Below are 16,801 nucleotides of genomic sequence, written 5' to 3'. Positions count from 1 at the left end.
GCCGCCGGGGCTCCGTCCGCGGCCCCCTCCGTCGGAGCGGCGCGTCAGACCTCCAGCTCGGCCTCGATCCTGCTCAGCTGGTGGCGGGCCATCGCGAGGTTGGCCCGCGCCTTGTCCAGCGCGAGGTAGAGGAACAGGCCCTTGCCGGTGCGGCCGGTGAGCGGGCGGATCAGGTGGTACTGGCTGGTCAGGGTGATCAGGATGTCCTCGATCCCGTCCTGGAGGCCGAGCATGTCCATGGTGCGCATCTTGGCGCGGACCACGTCGGTGTTGCCGGCCGCCGCGACGTTGAGGTCCAGGCCGCCGGGGCCGTCGAGGGTGGCCAGCGCCATGCCGCTGTTGTAGTCCACCAGGGCCGCGCCGATGGCGCCCTCGATGCTGGTCATGGCCTGCTTGAGCGCGCCGGCTGCGTCGGTCATCTGGGTAACTCCCGTTCGGTGATGGGTGGTTCGGGGCGGTTCGGACGAATGGTCCCGGTCAGCCCGCGTCGCGCGGGTCCTTGGGCACGAGGGCGTCGTCGAGCAGCCCGGCGATGCGCTGCGCGCTGCGACGGGCCTCCAGGTGCAGCCGGCCGACGTTGACGTCGGGGTGCGCCAGCAGGGCCAGCACGCAGCTGCCGCCGGCCGCGTAGGTGGCGACGTAGCCGTTCTCGCCGCGCACCAGTGACTCGCGGAACTCGCCCTGGCCGGTGGTGTCGGCGAGCCGCTGGGCCAGGGAGAGCGAGGCCGCCGTCATCGCGGCCAGCCCCGAGGGCTCGGTGCCATGGGTGTCGTGCGCGATCAACAGGCCGTCCACGCTGGCGACCAGGCCGCCCGCGAGGTGCGGCACGCGGTGTTTGACGGCACGCAGTTCGGCGAGCAACTCGGTCTCCAAGGCGATCAGTTGTCTCCTTCCGACACGCTGCTTGAGCGCCCGCCTCATGGCCGGAACGACGGGGTCGCGGGCGGGGAGTGGGTCAAAGTCGGGCCTCCAGAAGGTCTCGGACCCGGGTCAGCAGCGCGATGTCCGGGTCGGGGACGGCCGGCGGGTGGGCCGCGGCCGTGGTGGGCGGGCGTTCGCAGCGTGTGGGGGCTGGGGCGGCGGCGGGGGCGGCCGTGACCGGGGTGCCGGGGAGTCCGGCACCCCGGAGGCTGGCGCCGGGGACCCGGCGGTGCAGCCCGCCGGCCGGTCCCCTCGGCGCCGGTGGGGGAACTTCTCTTCCCGGCACGGCCGTTGGCGGCACCTCGGGCACCGGCACGGCCGTTGGCGGCACCTCGGGCACCGGCGCGGCCGTCCCCGCGTCGGGCGGGCGCGGGACGTCGGTCGGGAGCGGCGCACCGGGCCGGGCCGGCACGTCGGACGGGGGCGGCGCACCGGGCGGGCACGAGGCGTCCAGCAGCCCGGCGGCGGCCAGTCGGCGGACGTCCGCCGTCACCCCGAAGCCGGAGCGGCCGAGCAGCCGGGCCAGGTCCGCCGGGGTCCTGCGGCCGTCGGCGTGGTCGAGCAGCTCGCGGCGCCGCCGGCCGGACGGGCGGTGGGTCGGCCGGCGGCCGTGCCCGGCCGGACGGACGGGCGCGTTGTCGAGCCGGCCCCACGGCCAGATCCCGTCGAGCAGCCGCACACGGCGTTCGACCTCGCGGCGGATCCGGTCCGGGTCGACCTCCGCGACCGGCCCGAGCCAGTGCCGGGCGTCGGCCTCGAACCGCCAGACGCCGCCGGCCGGGTCGGCGAGCACGAAGAAGGCGGCGTCGAACAGCGTTCCCAGGTGGCCGAGTTCGAGCTCTCCCCGGGTGAGCAGCCGCCGTTCGACGAGCGCCTCGCCGACCCTGGACCGCGGGCCGTGGACCCGGAGCAGCTCCGCCCAGTCCGCGGGGGTGATCCGGCCGCAGCCGGTGAGCAGGTCGGCCAGACCGGGCGCCCGGGGGGACTCGGCGGCGGTCACCCGGCCGTCGACCAGGTGGAGGCTACCGAGCGGTCCGTGCAGGGCGCCGGTGGCGCGGCGGTCGGCGAGCATGGCGAGGGCCTCGCCCGGCGTCCTCGGGGTGGCGGCCCCCACCGGGGGCGGCGCGGTGCCGGTCGCGGCGGTCACGCGCTCACCCCAGCACCAGTTCCTCGGTGAGCGCCTGGAGGCGGAAGCGGGCGGCGGCGAGGTTGCCCTCCGCGCGGTCCAGCCAGAGGTGCAGGACTAGCCTGCTGTCGAAGACGGTGTCGATGAAGCGGATCAGGTGGTAGCTGCGGCCGGCGGTGACGATGATGTCCTCCAGCGGGGCCCGCCGGTCCTCCGCCGCGGTGAAGGTCTGGCTTTCGACGGCCGCCCGCACCAGGTCGGTCGCCTCGGCGGCCGAGGTCTCGTGCTCTCCGGTCGGGCTGTCGCCGAGGCTGCCGAGGGCGAGCCCGCTGCTCCAGTCGACCAGGCTCGCGGCGCGGGCCCCGGGGATCGCCATCGCTCCGGAGAGGCATTCGTCGATACCGGGCACACCGGCTCCTTCGCGCGGTCTGGGCGGCCGGGCGCAGCGCGGCGCCGACCGGTTCACCACCAGCAGTGGTTGGTTCGACACGGAAGGCTACTGCCGGATCCCATATGACGAACATTCCAATGGCATATTCACATCAGCAACGGCCAGTTCCAGCCAAGAACTGACGGCACATCAGGCCGGACGGAGGGATGACACCAGTGGTGGACCAGGGGGGTTGGAACGCCGTTCACCGGCTACCTGGCACGGCACCTTGGCCGAGACCGGGCCGTACCTGGGGGTTTCGGGGCTGAAAATGCGATAAGAGGATGCCGCCATGGGGCGCCGACACGGCGAAGGGGCTCCCGAGGGCCGGGCCGCCGGCCCGGTCTCCCGCCCGCTCAGGCCTGGCCGACGGCCTCGGCGAGCAGCCGGTAGGAGTCGAACAGCTCGGTGCGGTCGTAGGTGCTGGTGGTGACCAGGAACTCGTCCGCCCCGCTGCGCTCCACCAGCGCCGCCAGCTCGGCGGCGGCCTGCTCCGGGGTGCCCGCGATGTGGCCTTTGAGCGACTGCTCGTACGCGGCCCGCTCCCTGACGGTCATCTCCCGGGCACGGATCTCGGCCGCGGGGGCCAGGGGCGGGAACTCGCCGTGGGTGCGGGAGTACGCGCCGGACCACGCCTCCGGGACGAGCAGCTCTCGCGCCCGCTCGGCCGTCTCCGCGACCGCCACCGTGCCCGACACCACCACGTACGGCTCGGCGGCCCGCGCGGAGGGGCGGAACCGGGCGCGGTAGCGGTCGATCGCCGCCAGCATCCGGTCCTTCCCGCGCGGGGCGGCGATCACCAGCGGCAGCCCGGCCTCGGCGGCCAGGTCGGCGCCCTCGCCGGTGGCCAGCACGAAGGCCGGGACGTGCAGGCCCTCGGCCGGCCGGGCGTGGACTCCGCGGTGGGCCTGCTGCGTGCCGTCGAAGTAACCGAGCAGTTCGGCCAGCTGGGCGCCGAACTCGTCCGCGGCGTCCTTCTCCCGCCCGAGCGCCCGCCGGACACCGTCGGTGAAGCCCACCGAGCGCCCGAGCCCCATGTCGATCCGCCCGGGGAACAGCGCGGCCAGCACCCCGAACTGCTCGGCCACCACCAGCGGCTGGTGGTTGGGCAGCATCACCCCGCCGGTGCCGACCCGGATCCGCGTGGTGGCCGCCGCCACCGCCGCGGCGAGCACGGTGGGCGCCGACCCGGCCGCCCCCGGCACCCCGTGGTGCTCGGAGACCCAGAACCGGTGGTAGCCGAGCCGCTCCGCCTCGCGGGCGAGGGCCACCGTGTCCCGCAGGGCCTGGGCCGGCTCCTCGCCCCGCCTGGTCCGGGAGCGGTCGAGCACGGAGAGCCTGGTCGTGGTCGCGGCGCTGGTCACGCGGTGGACAACGCCCGCCCGTCGCCCGGGCATTCCCCGGCCCGCCGCGGCCGGCGGCGCCGCCACCGCCGGACCGCCCCCGGAGCCGGACTCAGTCGGTCACCGAGAACCCGTGCGCCGAACCCAGCCGGTGCAGCGAGGCCTGGCCGGGAACCCCGTCCGCCGCCCCCGCCTCGTACCCGCAGCGCCGCTGCCAGGCCGCGTACGCGGAGACCGTCCGGCTGCCGAACGAGCCGTCCACCCAGCGCTGTTCGAGCAGCCCCTCGTCGACGAGGGCCTGCTCCACGATCGCCGCCTCGGCCGGGTACGTCAGGTGCCCCTGCTCGGCCCCCGGGTCGGTCCTGGCGGCCGCGACCAGGTGGGCCACCGAGACCGTCCGCCGGCCGGGCAGGTAGCCGAGCAGCCGGCGCAGCGAGCCCTCGCCCGGGACGCCGTCCGCCGCCTGCCCGGAGTAGCCGAGGCTCGCCTGGTAGTCCGCGTAGTTCCGGGTGTCCGCGTCCGTCCAGTTCGGGCCCGGGCCGGAGCGGTAGTGGTCGCCGAAGCCGTGCGAGACCAGCGCCCGCCCGACCGCCGTCACCTGGTAGCCCTGGGCGCCGTAGCCGTACGGCAGGCCGTTGATGCTGACCTGGTAGCGGGCGGGCGCGGCCGGGGGCACCGGCTGCTGCTGCGAGGGCGGGTCGCCGGGGGAACCGGGCCCGGCCGTGAAGTCGGGCCAGGAGCCGGGGTCGGTGTGGTCGTTGTACGGCACGTGGGCGTGGGCGTACCAGCCGCCGCGGGTCTCCCAGACCTGCTCGTCGCGGCGGCCGGAGAAGTCGCCGGGCCGGCCCATCGGCCAGGCGTCGGGCACGCCCCAGGAGGAGACCCAGGCGTGGATCCGGTCCCAGCCCGCGCACGGGGTGTCGACCAGCCGGGGGTAGACGACGCCCCGGTAGCGGCAGTAGGGGAAGAACACCGCCTCGATCTGGATCACCACCCGCCCGGCCCGGTTGGTGCGGGTCGGGCTCTCGGCGGGGCTGAGCAGGCTCTTCGAGCGGGAGTCGGCCGGGAACAGCTGCGCCGTGCGGCCGCTGAACGGGTCCCAGACCAGGTGCGGCGCGCTGCCGGCGCCGCTGCCGGTGAAGTATCCGACCAGGTCCTCGTAGGAGCACCAGTCCTGCGGGGCGGCGGCGGTCGCGTTGCGGTCCCAGGTGATGTGGGCGATGGCCTTCGGCGGGTACTGCTGGTCGGTCGGTGCGTGGTCGCCGAGGTCGTGGATCTCGGCACCGGGCAGCCACGGTTCGGGCATTGCGCTCTCCTCCGAACGGCGTGAGGGCATCACTTCCGGTATCGGCAGGAACGGCTCGCGGGTTGACCCCGAGGGCGCGGATGCGGGGTGGTGAACCCCCCGCACCCGCGCGGCCGTTCGACTCCACAGGGGGCGCTCGCGCCCGCGTGCGATTCGGGCGCCCGTGCGGGGGCGGCCGTTCGCGCGGAGGGGGCGCATTCCACCCCCGCCAGGGCCCCGCTGTCAATCGTTGACATCACAAGTGGTCTAGTCCACGGTGGTCCGGCGGACCGGCGCCAGCCCGTTCCCGGGGCCTCTCGTCGCGCCCAACCGACCGCTGTGGAACCGAATCTGACGACCCGATGGAGAAACCCGCACCATGCAAAGAGTCTGCCTCGCCCTGCCCACCATGCGGTCCTGCCCCGACACCATCACGGAGCTCGCCGAGGAGGCGGCCTACGCCGTCGCGCACTTCGGGGTCGAGGTGCACCTCCTCGTCCTCGACACCACCGACGCCACCCGGTTCGCGGAGAACGCGGCCGCCGTGGCCGCGCTGGAACCCACCCCCGGCGTGGTCGTCCACCACCTCGGCGAGGCGCGGCAGCGGGACTTCCTGCGCCGGGTGGCCGAGCGCACCGGCGCCGCCGACCCCGACCTGCTGCTCGACCTGATGCTCCCGCGGGCCGTCGCGTACGGTTCCTGCGTCAACCGGCTCTTCCTGGGCGCGGCCGCCCTGGGCTGCACCTCGACGCACCTGCGCAACGACGACGCCGACTTCCAGGTCGTCGACGGGCAGAAGGTGTTCCCGATCCACCACGAGCTGCTCTCGATCGGTCGGCCGGCCGGCGAGGCGGCGGCCGGCGTGTCCCGCTCCGAGCTCGACCCGGCCGACGCCGACAAGCCGGTGATGCTGGTCAGCGGCTCCTTCATCGGCGAACTCAACGTGGACATCAGCGAGATCCACGAGCTGGACCCGGCCGTCTACCGCGAGGTGGTGCGCCTGTGGACCCCGCCGGTGTGGTCCGAGGAGGACCGGGACGCGATGGTCGACGTCTCCTTCAAGGGCGCCGGCTCCGAGCCGTTCGGGACCGACGAGTCCGTCCTCGGCGTGCCCGACATCTGGGACGTCTACATGTGCAACATCGCCCTGGACCACCGGGCCTACGAGGTGCTGCCGCTGCTGCCCTCGATCGAGACCATCGGCAGCGACTACGCCCTGCTGCACGCCCTGGTCCACTCCCGGATGCCCGGCGTCGTCCACAACCGCCACATCGTCAACTACTACACGCCCGAGCGCCGCACCGGCGCCGGCTTCGTCGCCTACCAGCTGCGGTTCGTCAAGTTCCTGCTCTCGATGCTGTACCTGTACCCGGTCTACGGCGGGATGATCGACCTCGGCCGCGGTCTGCTGGACGAGCGGCACGGGCTGAAGGTCGAGCCGATCCTCGACCTGGTGCGCGGCAGCGTCGACTGGGACCGGGCCGGGAACGAGCACTGCCTGGACGTCCTGGACCGCTCCTACCGCAAGCTGGGCGGCAAGTACGCCGAACTCGCGGACGTGGTGGCCGGAAAGCGGCAGCAGCTCCTGGACGAGGCGCGGGAGGACGCCGAGCGCTGGGCGGTGCTGGTGGAGGCCTGGGCGGGGATGGTGGCCGCCGCCCGCGCGGAGGGGCTCGGCGCCGCGTCCGAGGTCGCGGCCTGGTGAGCGAGGAGTTCCGGATCCGGCTCCTGGCCGAGGGCGACTGGGACGCCGTGGTCGCGCTGGAACACGACGCCTACGCGGCCGACGGCCTGTCGGAGGGCCGGGAGGCGCTCCGGTCGCGCGCCCTCAGCTCGCCGCAGACCTGCTTCGTGCTGGAGCAGCACGGCACGGTCCGCGGCTACCTGCTGAGCCTGCCGTACCCGCCGCTGCGCTGCCCCGACCTGGACCGGCCGGAGGCGACGGCGTACGCGTCGGACAACCTGCACGTGCACGACCTGGTGATCGCCGAGGAGCTGCGCGGCCGGGACGTCGCGCTGGGGTTCATCCGGCACTTCCGGGAGCGGGCGGAGGAGCAGGGGTACGAGCGGATCTCGATGGTCGCGGTGCGCGGGGCCGACATCCTGCTGCGGCTGCTCGGCTACCGGGCGCACCGGGAGGTGCCGGTGCCCGCCTGCTACGGGCGGCGGGCGGTGTACATGTCCATGCCGGTGAGCTGAGCGGCGGTGTACATGTCCATGCCGGTGAGCTGGGCGACCGGCCCCACGCCCCCGCTTCTCCTCGACCGGCGCTCACCCGGTCGGGCTAGCCCCAGCGGCGGCGCTCACCCCTTCGGGTGAAGCTGTTGGCGGGCTGCGTCCCCTCCGCAGCCCGCCGGCACCACCCGTCCGCATGGTTGAGGAGCAGCGCATGAAGGCCGCCGTCGTCCGCGATTTCGCCGCGCCCCTGGCCGTCGAGGACCGTCCGGTACCCGAGCCGGCCGCCCACCAGGTCCGGGTCCGGATCGAGGCCTCCGGCCTCTGCCACACCGACATCCACGCCGCCCACGGTGACTGGCCGGTCAAGCCCACCCCGCCGTTCGTCCCCGGTCACGAGGGCGTCGGCATCGTCGAGGCCGCCGGAAGCCGGGTCCGGCACGTCCGGGTGGGCGAGCGGGTCGCCATCCCCTGGCTCGCGGACGCCTGCGGACGCTGCGACCAGTGCGTCACCGGCTGGGAGACGCTCTGCCTCCAGCAGCACAACAGCGGCTACTCGGTGGACGGCGCCTACGCCGAGTACGCCCTCGCCCACGGCGACTACGTCGTCCCCGTCCCGGACGGCATCGACCCGCTGGACGCCGCGCCGCTGTCCTGCGCGGGCGTCACCACCTACAAGGCGCTCAAGGTCTCCGACGCCGGACCGGGCACCCGGGTGCTGGTCTCCGGCATCGGCGGGCTCGGCCACCTGGCCCTCCAGTACGCCCGGATCTTCGGCGCCGAGACCATCGCCGTCGACGTCACCGACGACAAGCTCGCCCTCGCCCGCGACCTCGGCGCCGACCACGTCCTCGACGCCCGCACCCAGGACGTCGCCGCCGAGGTCCAGGCCCTCGGTGGCGCCCACGCCGCGATCGCCCTCGCCGTCAGCAACGCCTCCTTCCAGGCCGCCTACGGCGCCCTGCGCCGCGGCGGCACCCTCGTCCTGGTCGCCCTCCCGGCCGCCGGCAAGCTCGAACTGCCCGTCTTCGAGACGGTGTTGAACGGCGCCAAGGTGATCGGCTCGATCGTCGGCACCCGCGAGGACCTCGCCGAGGTCTTCCGGCTGCACGCCCTCGGCCGCACCCGGGTGATCCGCGAGACCCGCCGCCTCGAGGACGTGAACGCCTGCTTCGACGAGGTCCTGAGCGGCAAGGTCTCCGCCCGCCTGGTCTTCGACCTGCGCTGACCCCCGCCCGCCGTCCCGCCCAGCCGTCGTCCCGCCCGGCCGCCCGCCGTTCCACGCGGACCGGGGACGGCCCCGGCCGGGCGGGTTCGTCCGGGCGGGGTTGCAGTTGCGTCTCCGTTCCGTTCGGCGGGGGTACGAACCGGGGGGCGGTCCGGGATCGTGGGGGCGACCACTCGTGCGGCAGGGGGAGTTGCCATGGGGGACGGCCGGGGGCTGGCACCGGATGCGGTGGCGGCGCTGCTGGGCGACGGGCCGCACCGGGCGGTGGCGGACGTCGTGCGGGCGCGGTTGCGGATGGTGCCGGAGGGGGCCCGGGCGCTCGCGGCGGCGGAGGCGAACCCGGGCGACGTCCGGGCACGGGCGCTGCTGACCGCCGCCGTCGCGCAACTGCTGGCCGCGGACCAGGCCTTCGCGCAGTACCTGGCCACCACCGGGCTCGGGAAGCCGGGCGATCCGCCGACCGTCCAGCTGCGGAGCGAGCCCGGCACCGTGCAGCTGCGGGTCGGCCCGGCGTCCGCGCCGCCGCCGAAGGGCCCGACCACCGTCCAGTTGCGGACCGGCCCCGCGGCCGCCCGCGCCCGGGCGCTCGCCGCCCGGCGGAGCAGCGCCGGGATCGTGGTGGCGCTCGTCCTGGTGCTGGTCGCCGCGCTGGTCGCGCTCGGCGTCCACCTGGGCTCGCGCCCGCTGCTGAAGCCGGGCGGGCCGGGCCTGGCGCACGCCGCGCCGCCGCTGGGCGACCCGGCGCTGGTGCGGGGGGTGCTGCCCGACGAGGGGGCGATGCCGCGCGGGTGGCGGGTGCAGCGGGGGCCCCGGTCGGGGACGGGCACGGCCGGTGAGCTGCCGTGCCTGCTGTCGGACGCCTGCGACCAACAACTCGCGTACGCCACGGTGACGTTCGGTGCGGCCTCGGTGCAGAGCGTGGAGTTCAGCGCGGTCGCCTTCGCCTCCCCCGAGGCCGCCGCCAAGGCCTTCGACAGCACGCTGGAACGCACCGGCGGCGAGGAGTCCACGGCGGTGGCCGTCCCGCAGGTCGGCGACCGGAGCGCCACCCGTACCCACGGTTCCTCGTCGGCGGTGGCGCTGGTCCGGGTCGGCGGCGTACTGCTCCTGGTGCGCGAGGAGGGGCCGGGCGCCGCCCTCACCGCACCCGGCCTCACCGTGTTCGCCCGGCTGGTCGCCGACCGCGCCCGGCAGGCCCAGGACGGCCGCACCCCGGACGCCTCCGCCCGGGGTGCGGCGGGCTGACCGAGCGGCAGTCGCGGAACACGGCCGTACGGTCAGGGCCCACCCGTTCCGGGGCGCCGACGAACCGGTCGCCGTCGAACACGCTCTCCTTGAGGAAGTGGTTGATGCCGCCGGCGCCGTCGGCCGGCAACGCGCGGGCGCACCGCTGCTCCGCGCGCTCGGAGAGGATCAGCACCGGCAGCCCGGGCACCTCTCGACGCCCCGGTCAGGGTGAAGAGTGCGGCTGGGCCCACCCGTCGTCGGTCCAGGCCCGACCGGCCGGACCCTGCCCCGGAATCGCGCCCACGGGGAGCCGCCCCGCCCGGGGAGCGGCCGACAGGGCCGTAGCCCGAATGCATGTATCGCTCTCTTGACTGGCGTCACCGACGCGCCATACTGGCCTCACTCCCCGCTCGCACGATGAGGTGCCCGCCCATGGAGCTCTCCCCCTCAGCGCACGTGGACACGTTCTGTCGAGACCACCTCCCGCCCTTCGAGCAGTGGCCGGAACTCCTCTTCGAACTCCCGGAGTTGATCTACCCCGACCGCCTGAACAGCGCCGCCGCCCTACTCGACGACACCATCGAACGCCTCGGCCCGGACCGCCGCTGCCTGCTCACCCCCACCGGCGGGTGGTCCTACGGCGAACTGCGCGACCACGCCGACCGGATCGCCCGCCTGCTGACCGAGGACCTCGGCCTCGTCACCGGCAACCGGGTCCTGCTGCGCGGCCCCAACACCCCCTGGCTGGCGGCCTGTTGGCTCGGCGTCCTGAAGGCCGGCGGGGTGGCCGTCACCACCGTGCCGCTGCTGCGCGCCGCCGAGCTGACCGAGCTGCACCGGATCGCCCGGCCCGTTCTCGCGCTCTGCGACCACCGCTTCCTCGACGAGCTGCACCGGGCGCGCACCCCCGGCCTGCGCGTCCTGCGCTACGGCGGCCCCGGCCCCGAGGACCTCACCGCCCGCAGCGCCGCCAAGGCCGCCGGCTTCCCGGCCGTCCCGACCGCCGCCGACGACGTCGCGCTGATCGCCTTCACCTCCGGCACCACCGGCCGCCCCAAGGCCACCCTGCACTTCCACCGCGACGTGCTCGCCATCGCCGACACCTTCTCCCGCCACCTGCTCCACCCCACCCCCGAGGACCTCTTCACCGGCACCCCGCCGCTCGGCTTCACCTTCGGCCTCGGCGGCCTGCTGGTCTTCCCGCTGCGGGCGGGCGCCGCCATCCTGCTGCTGGAGCAGGCCACCCCCGAGCAGCTCGCCGAGCAGGTCCGCCGGCACCGGGTGAGCGTGCTGTTCACGGCGCCGACCGGGTACCGGGCGATCCTGGCCGCCGGCCTGGCCGACCGGCTGGCCGGGGTCCGGCGCTGCGTCTCGGCGGGCGAGCCGCTGCCCGCCGCCGTCGGGCAGGCCTTCCACGCGGCCACCGGGCAGCGGCTGATCGACGGCCTCGGCGCCACCGAGCTGCTGCACGTGTTCGTCTCGGCCGCCGACCAGGACATCCGCCCCGGCTCCACCGGCCTGCCCGTCCCCGGCTTCCGGGCCGCGGTCCTGGACGGGCAGGGCCGCCCGGTGCCCGACGGCGAGCCCGGACTGCTCGCCGTCAAGGGCCCGACCGGCTGCCGCTACCTGGACGACGAACGCCAGCTGGACTACGTCCGCGACGGCTGGAACGTCACCGGCGACACCTACGTCCGGGACGGCGACGGCTACTTCTGGTTCCGGGCCCGCAACGACGACATGATCGTCTCGGCCGGCTACAACATCGCCGGGCCCGAGGTGGAACAGGCCCTGGCCACCCACCCCGACGTGGCCGACTGCGCGGTGGTCGGCGCGCCGGACGAGCGGCGCGGCGCGGTGGTCAAGGCGTACGTGGTGCTGCGCGAGGGCGTCCCGGCCGGTCCGGAGACGGCGCGCGGGCTCCAGGAGCACGTCAAACGCACCATAGCGCCGTACAAGTACCCGCGGGCGGTCGAGTTCGTGCCCGAGCTGCCGCGCACCGCGACCGGCAAGCTGCACCGCGCCGAGCTGCGCCGACGGGCCGCGCCCGCCGCGTCCGGCGTCGTGCCGGTCCCGGACGGCGTCGCGCCCGCCCCGGACGGCGTCGCGCCGATCCCGGCCAGCGTCGCGGTCGAGCGCCGGGTGGAGTGGTCCGACACCGACGCCGCCGGGCACTACCACTTCTCCGCCGTCCAGCGCTGGGCCGAGGCGGCGGAGGCGGCGCTGCTGCACCGCCTCGGGCTGGCCGACCTGTTCGGGCGGATCCCCCGGGTGCACTTCGAGGCCGACTACCGCGAGCGGCTCTGGTTCGGCGACCTGGTCCGCACCGAGCTGCGGGTGGTCCGGGTCGGCGGCTCCTCGCTGCACTACGCCTTCGAGGTGCACGGGCCGCACGGGCTGGCCGCGAGCGGGCGGATGTCGGTGGTGCACTCCGCGCCGCACGAAGGGGGCAGCGAGCCGTGGCCCGCGCAGGTCCGCCGCACGCTGGCGGAGTCGGGGCCGCAGCGGCCCGAGGTGCTGGCATGAGCCCGGCACCGGACACCGCCCGGATCGCGGTGATCGGCGCCGGTCCCGGCGGGCTCTACTTCGCCGCCCTGGCCAAGCAGTTGGCGCCCGACCGGGAGATCACCGTCTTCGAACGGGACGCCCCGGAGGACGAGACCGGCTTCGGCGTGGTCTTCTCCGACGAGACCCTGGACGGCATCGCCCGGGCCGACCGGCGGGTGTTCGCCGCGATCAGCGCCGAGTTCGCCCGCTGGAGCGACATCGACGTCCGTTATGCGGGCGAGGTCCGCACCAGCGGCGGCCACGGCTTCGCCGCCCTGGACCGCAACCGGCTGCGCGCCGTCCTGCGAGAGCGCTGCGCCGAACTGGCGGTGGAGGTGCGCTACCGCACCCCGGCCCCGCCGGTCGACCGGCTGGCCGCCGGGTACGACCTGGTGGTGGCCGCCGACGGCATCCGCTCCGGCACCCGGGCCGCTTACCCGGAGAGCTTCCGCCCGGACCTGGACGAGCGCCACTGCCGCTACATGTGGCTCGCCACCGACAAGGTCTTCGAGGCCTTCACCTTCATCGTCGAGCGGTACGACTTCGGCGTCCTCCAGGTGCACGCCTACCCGTACAGCGCCACCCGCTCGACCTTCATCGTCGAGGCGGCCGCGGACGCCTGGCGGCGTGCGGGCTTCGAGGCCCTGGCCGCACGGGAGTCGGCGCGCGGCGAGAGCGACCTGGCGAGCGTGCGGCGCTGCGCGGAACTGCTGGCCGGGCACCTGGACGGCCACCGGCTGATCCCCAACGCCTCGCGCTGGATCCGCTTCACCACGGTGCGGAACGCCGGCTGGCGCCACCGCAACGTGGTCCTGCTCGGCGACGCCGCGCACTCCGCGCACTTCTCGATCGGATCGGGCACCAAGCTCGCCCTGGAGGACGCCCTCGCCCTGGCCGCCGCGCTGAGCGAACAGCCGTCACTGGACGAGGCGTTGGCCGCCTACGAGGCCGAGCGCCGCCCGGTGGTGGAGTCCACCCAGCGCGCCGCGCAGGCCAGCCTGGAGTGGTTCGAGACGATCGGTCGGCGCACCGGGCAGGGCGTCGACCAGTTCGCCTTCAACCTGCTCACCCGCAGCCGGCGGGTCACCTACGGCAACCTGCGGGCCCGCGACCCCGCCTTCGTGGACGCCGTGGACACCGCCTTCGGCGGCTCGCCCGGGGTACCGCCGATGTTCCGGCCGCTGAAGCTGGGCGCGCTGGAGCTGCGCAACCGCGTCGTGGTGCCCCCGCTCGCCACCTTCACCTCCCCCGACACGCTGCCCAGCGGCTTCGACCGGGCCCAGTTGACCGCGCACGCGCTCGGCGGCGCGGGGCTGGTGATCGCCGGGATGACCGCGGTCGGCCCCGAAGGCCGGGCCACCGACCGGTGCCCGGGCCTGTGGACCGACCCCCAGGAGGCCGCCTGGCGTCAACTCGTGGACGCTGTCCGGGCGGTGAGCGACACCCCGCTCGGCATCCAGCTGACCCACGCCGGCCGCCGGGGCGCGACCGCCGCCCCCGGGCCGGACGGCGTCGGGCGCCCGCTCGCCGAGGGCTGGCCGCTGCTCGCCCCCTCGGCCATCCCATGGGACGCCGACAGCGCACTGCCGCACGAGGCGAACGACATCCAACTGGCCGCCGTCACAGCGGACTTCGCGGCCGCCGCCGAGCGGGCCGCCCGGGCCGGCTTCGACGTGCTGGAGCTCCAGTTCGGCCACGGCCATCTGCTCTCCTCCTTCCTCTCCCCGCTCACCAACCGCCGCACCGACGGGTACGGCGGCCCGCTCGCCCACCGGCTGCGGCTGCCCCTGGAGGTGCTGTCGGCGGTGCGCGCCGTCTGGCCGGCCGGCCGGCCGCTGCTGGTGCGGATCTCGGCGAGCGACTGGGCGCCCGGGGGCACCACCGAGGAGGAGGCCGTGGCGATCTGCCGCGCGCTGGCCGGCGCCGGGGCGGACGCGCTGGACGTCTCCACCGGCGAGGTGGTGGCGCACCAGCGGCCGCCGTACGGGCGCGGCTACCAGACGCCCTTCGCCGAGCTGGTCCGCGCCGCCACCGGGCTGCCGACCGTCGCGGTCGGCGCGATCTCGAGTTCCGACGACGCCGACTCCGTGCTGCTGGCCGGGCGGGCCGACCTGGTCGCGGTCGGCCGCGCCCAGCTGTACGACCCGCTCTGGACGCTGCACGCCGCCGCCGAGCGGGGCTACACCGGGCCCGGCGCCCGATGGCCCGAGCCCTGGCGGGCGGGCAGCCGCAGGCCACCGGGTCCGAGTGCCGACCGGGTCGCCCCGCGCCTGCACCTGCTGCGCGAGCCGCCCGCGCCCGTCCACCGCCGCTGGTCACCACCCCGCCCCGGCGATACCCCCGAGGAGTGATGAGAACCGTGCCCCACCTGCCCCGTTTCACCGCCGCCGCCGTCCAGGCCGCCCCGGTCTACCTGGACCCCGCCGCCACCGTCGACAAGGCCGTCGCGCTGATCCAGGAGGCGGCCGGGCACGGCGCCGAACTGGTCGTCTTCCCCGAGGTCTTCGTGCCCGGCTACCCGTACTGGAACTGGACGATGAACCCGGTGCAGGGCTCGCCCTGGTACGAGCGCCTGTACCGGGCCGCCGTGGACGTCCCCGGCCCGTACGTCGACACCCTGCGGGCCGCCGCCCGGCAGGCCGGCGTGGTGCTGGTGATCGGGATCAACGAACGCGGCCGGCCAGGCCTCGGGCCGCTGTACAACACCGTGCTGGTCATCGACGCGGACGGCGAACTGCTCAGCGCGCACCGCAAGTTGATGCCGACCTGGGCGGAGAAGCTGACCTGGGCGCAGGGCGACGGCGCCACCCTCACGGTGCACCCCACCGCCGTCGGCCCGCTCGGCGCGCTGGCCTGCGGCGAGAACACCAACCCACTGGCCCGCTTCACCCTGCTGGCCCAGGGCGAACTGGTCCACGCCGCCTGCTACATCGCGCTGCCGGTGGGCCCCGAGGACTACGACATGGCGGACTCGATCGCGCTGCGCACCGCCGCGCACTGCTTCGAGGGCAAGGTGTTCTCCGTCGTGTCCTGCTCCACCGTCTCCCCCGAGATGGTGGACCTGATCGCCGGCGACGACCCGCAGGTCCGCAAGCAGCTCGCCCGCCCGCACAGCGCCCTGTCCGGGATCTTCGGCCCGGACGGCCGCCCCGTCACCGAACCGCTGGTGGACGAGGAGGGCATCGTCTACGCCGAGATCGACCTCGGCCACTGCGTCCGGCCCCGGCAGATGCACGACATCGTCGGCCACTACAACCGCTTCGACGTCTTCCGGCTGCACGTGGACAAGCGCCCGCTGCGGCCGCTGGTGTTCCCCGAGGAGGAGGCATGACCAGCCCCGAACCCGCCCCCGACCGCCACGACGACCACCGCGACCACCGCGACGGCTCCGACGACCACGAATCCTTCGACGACGACCGGATCGGCCGGGCCCGGGTCACCGACAGCCCCGAACTGCTCGCCTACTACAAGGAGTTGGCCGCGCACGAGGCCGGCGCCCTGTGGACGGTCGCGAACGAGATCGAGCCCTGGTACCCCCAGCCGAAGTCCGTCCCGGTGCTCTGGCGCTACGCCGACCTCCGCCCGCTGGTGCGCAAGGCGCTGCCGCTGGTGAAGGCCGACGACGCCGGGCGCCGGGTGGTGATGCTGGTCAACCCCGGCCGCCGCGAACTGAGCGCCGCCGTCGGCCTGTTGTACACCGGCCTGCAGATCATGGGCCCCGGCGAGGCGATGACCGCGCACCGCCACCAGGCCTCCGCGCTGCGCTTCGTCCACGAGGGCACCGGCGCCTGGACCATCGTGGACGGGCAGAAGCTGAGGGTCGGCCCGCGCGACTTCGCGATCACCCCGAACAACACCTGGCACGAGCACGGCAACGAGGCCGACGACGCCCCGGTGATCTGGCAGGACGGCCTGGACATCCCGCTGGTCAACACCCTCGACGCCAACTTCTACGAGGTCCACCCCGAGCTGTACCAGCGGCCGGGGCCGGTCATCAACTCCTCGCTGCTCAGCTACGGCGGCAACCTGCTGCCGTACGGCGCCGAGAAGTGGAGCAGGCCCTACTCGCCGCTGTTCGGCTGGCCCTGGGAGCCCAGCTACCACGCGCTGCGCGAACTCGCCCGCGCCACCGGGGGATCGCCGTACGACGGCGTGATCATGGAGTACACCAACCCGGTCACCGGCGGCCCGGTGATGCCGACCATGTCCGCCCACCTCCAGCTGCTCCGCCCGGGCCAGGCCACCCGCGCCCACCGGCACACCGGCTCGGTGGTGTACACCGCGGCCAAGGGCCGGGGAGTCTCGGTGGTCGCCGGACAGCGCTTCGCCTGGCAGCAGGGCGACATCTTCGTCGTCCCGTCCTGGGCGTGGCACGAGCACGCGAACCTCGACCAGGGCGAGGACGCCTGCCTGTTCTCCTTCAACGACTTCCCGGTGATGCACGCGCTCGGCCTCCACCGCGAGGAGGCCCACCCGGACGGGCAGCAGCCCACCACCACCGCCTGACCAGGAGCCCCACCGC

General features: G+C 75.0%; 14 protein-coding genes and 1 pseudogene. 9 read left to right on the top strand and 6 right to left on the bottom strand.

Going from position 1 to position 16,801, the window contains the following annotated elements; all coding sequences use genetic code 11:
- Positions 1–44 precede the first annotated feature (44 nt).
- From ACZ5GH_RS31230 to ACZ5GH_RS31205, 6 genes are all read right to left on the bottom strand, one after another.
- Entirely contained in the window at positions 45–419 is a 375-nt protein-coding gene (locus tag ACZ5GH_RS31230) for a hypothetical protein (RefSeq protein ID WP_387760596.1), read from the bottom strand.
- A 58-nt stretch (positions 420–477) separates the two neighbouring features.
- On the bottom strand, positions 478–873 hold the full coding sequence (locus ACZ5GH_RS31225) for a roadblock/LC7 domain-containing protein (protein ID WP_387760595.1): 396 nt from the start codon (positions 871–873) through the stop codon (positions 478–480).
- A gap of 82 nt (positions 874–955) precedes the next feature.
- Positions 956–2,068: a hypothetical protein gene (locus tag ACZ5GH_RS31220; protein WP_464335950.1), complete on the bottom strand. Its 1,113-nt coding sequence runs from the start codon at positions 2,066–2,068 to the stop codon at positions 956–958.
- Positions 2,069–2,072: 4 nt separating this feature from the next.
- Positions 2,073–2,456 (bottom strand): hypothetical protein, encoded by a 384-nt coding sequence (locus ACZ5GH_RS31215; RefSeq protein ID WP_387760593.1) that lies wholly within the window; start codon positions 2,454–2,456, stop codon positions 2,073–2,075.
- 377 nt (positions 2,457–2,833) lie between these two features.
- Complete coding sequence (locus ACZ5GH_RS31210) at positions 2,834–3,841, bottom strand: LLM class flavin-dependent oxidoreductase (protein WP_387760592.1); 1,008 nt, start codon at positions 3,839–3,841, stop codon at positions 2,834–2,836.
- Positions 3,842–3,932: 91 nt separating this feature from the next.
- A complete protein-coding gene (locus tag ACZ5GH_RS31205; RefSeq protein WP_387760591.1) occupies positions 3,933–5,126 on the bottom strand; it encodes a peptidoglycan-binding protein in 1,194 nt (397 codons plus the stop codon).
- Positions 5,127–5,484: 358 nt separating this feature from the next.
- On the opposite strand from ACZ5GH_RS31205, the gene ACZ5GH_RS31200 reads away from it, so the two are divergent.
- The 9 genes and pseudogenes from ACZ5GH_RS31200 (at position 5,485) to ACZ5GH_RS31160 (ending at position 16,785) form a co-directional block, all read left to right on the top strand.
- The gene (locus ACZ5GH_RS31200) at positions 5,485–6,810 is read left to right on the top strand and encodes a DUF6271 family protein (protein WP_464335949.1); all 1,326 of its coding nucleotides are present in this window, start codon (positions 5,485–5,487) and stop codon (positions 6,808–6,810) included.
- Positions 6,807–7,304: a GNAT family N-acetyltransferase gene (locus ACZ5GH_RS31195; RefSeq protein WP_464335948.1), complete on the top strand. Its 498-nt coding sequence runs from the start codon at positions 6,807–6,809 to the stop codon at positions 7,302–7,304. The genes ACZ5GH_RS31200 and ACZ5GH_RS31195 overlap by 4 nt, the downstream gene beginning before the upstream one ends.
- A 190-nt stretch (positions 7,305–7,494) precedes the next feature.
- Positions 7,495–8,508 (top strand): alcohol dehydrogenase AdhP, encoded by a 1,014-nt coding sequence (gene adhP / locus ACZ5GH_RS31190; protein WP_464335947.1) that lies wholly within the window; start codon positions 7,495–7,497, stop codon positions 8,506–8,508.
- A 195-nt stretch (positions 8,509–8,703) separates the two neighbouring features.
- Positions 8,704–9,753 carry a hypothetical protein gene (locus ACZ5GH_RS31185; protein WP_464335946.1) on the top strand — a complete coding sequence of 350 codons (1,050 nt, stop codon included), beginning with the start codon at positions 8,704–8,706 and terminating at the stop codon, positions 9,751–9,753.
- A gap of 414 nt (positions 9,754–10,167) precedes the next feature.
- A pseudogene (locus ACZ5GH_RS31180) lies at positions 10,168–11,793 on the top strand (AMP-binding protein); the annotation flags it as partial.
- A gap of 3 nt (positions 11,794–11,796) precedes the next feature.
- Positions 11,797–12,258, top strand: a complete 462-nt coding sequence (locus ACZ5GH_RS31175; protein WP_464336904.1) for an acyl-CoA thioesterase — start codon at positions 11,797–11,799, stop codon at positions 12,256–12,258.
- Positions 12,255–14,630, top strand: a complete 2,376-nt coding sequence (locus tag ACZ5GH_RS31170; RefSeq protein ID WP_464335945.1) for an oxidoreductase — start codon at positions 12,255–12,257, stop codon at positions 14,628–14,630. Before ACZ5GH_RS31175 ends, ACZ5GH_RS31170 begins: the two co-directional genes overlap by 4 nt.
- Positions 14,630–15,610: a carbon-nitrogen hydrolase family protein gene (locus ACZ5GH_RS31165; protein ID WP_387760585.1), complete on the top strand. Its 981-nt coding sequence runs from the start codon at positions 14,630–14,632 to the stop codon at positions 15,608–15,610. Before ACZ5GH_RS31170 ends, ACZ5GH_RS31165 begins: the two co-directional genes overlap by 1 nt.
- Positions 15,607–16,785 carry a cupin domain-containing protein gene (locus ACZ5GH_RS31160; RefSeq protein ID WP_387760584.1) on the top strand — a complete coding sequence of 393 codons (1,179 nt, stop codon included), beginning with the start codon at positions 15,607–15,609 and terminating at the stop codon, positions 16,783–16,785. Before ACZ5GH_RS31165 ends, ACZ5GH_RS31160 begins: the two co-directional genes overlap by 4 nt.
- The last annotated feature ends 16 nt before the right edge of the window (positions 16,786–16,801 follow it).

This window comes from Kitasatospora sp. Xyl93, from assembly GCF_055383135.1.
The sequence above is the reverse complement of the archived record's forward strand: the minus strand, read 5'-3'. Positions and strand labels throughout refer to the sequence as shown.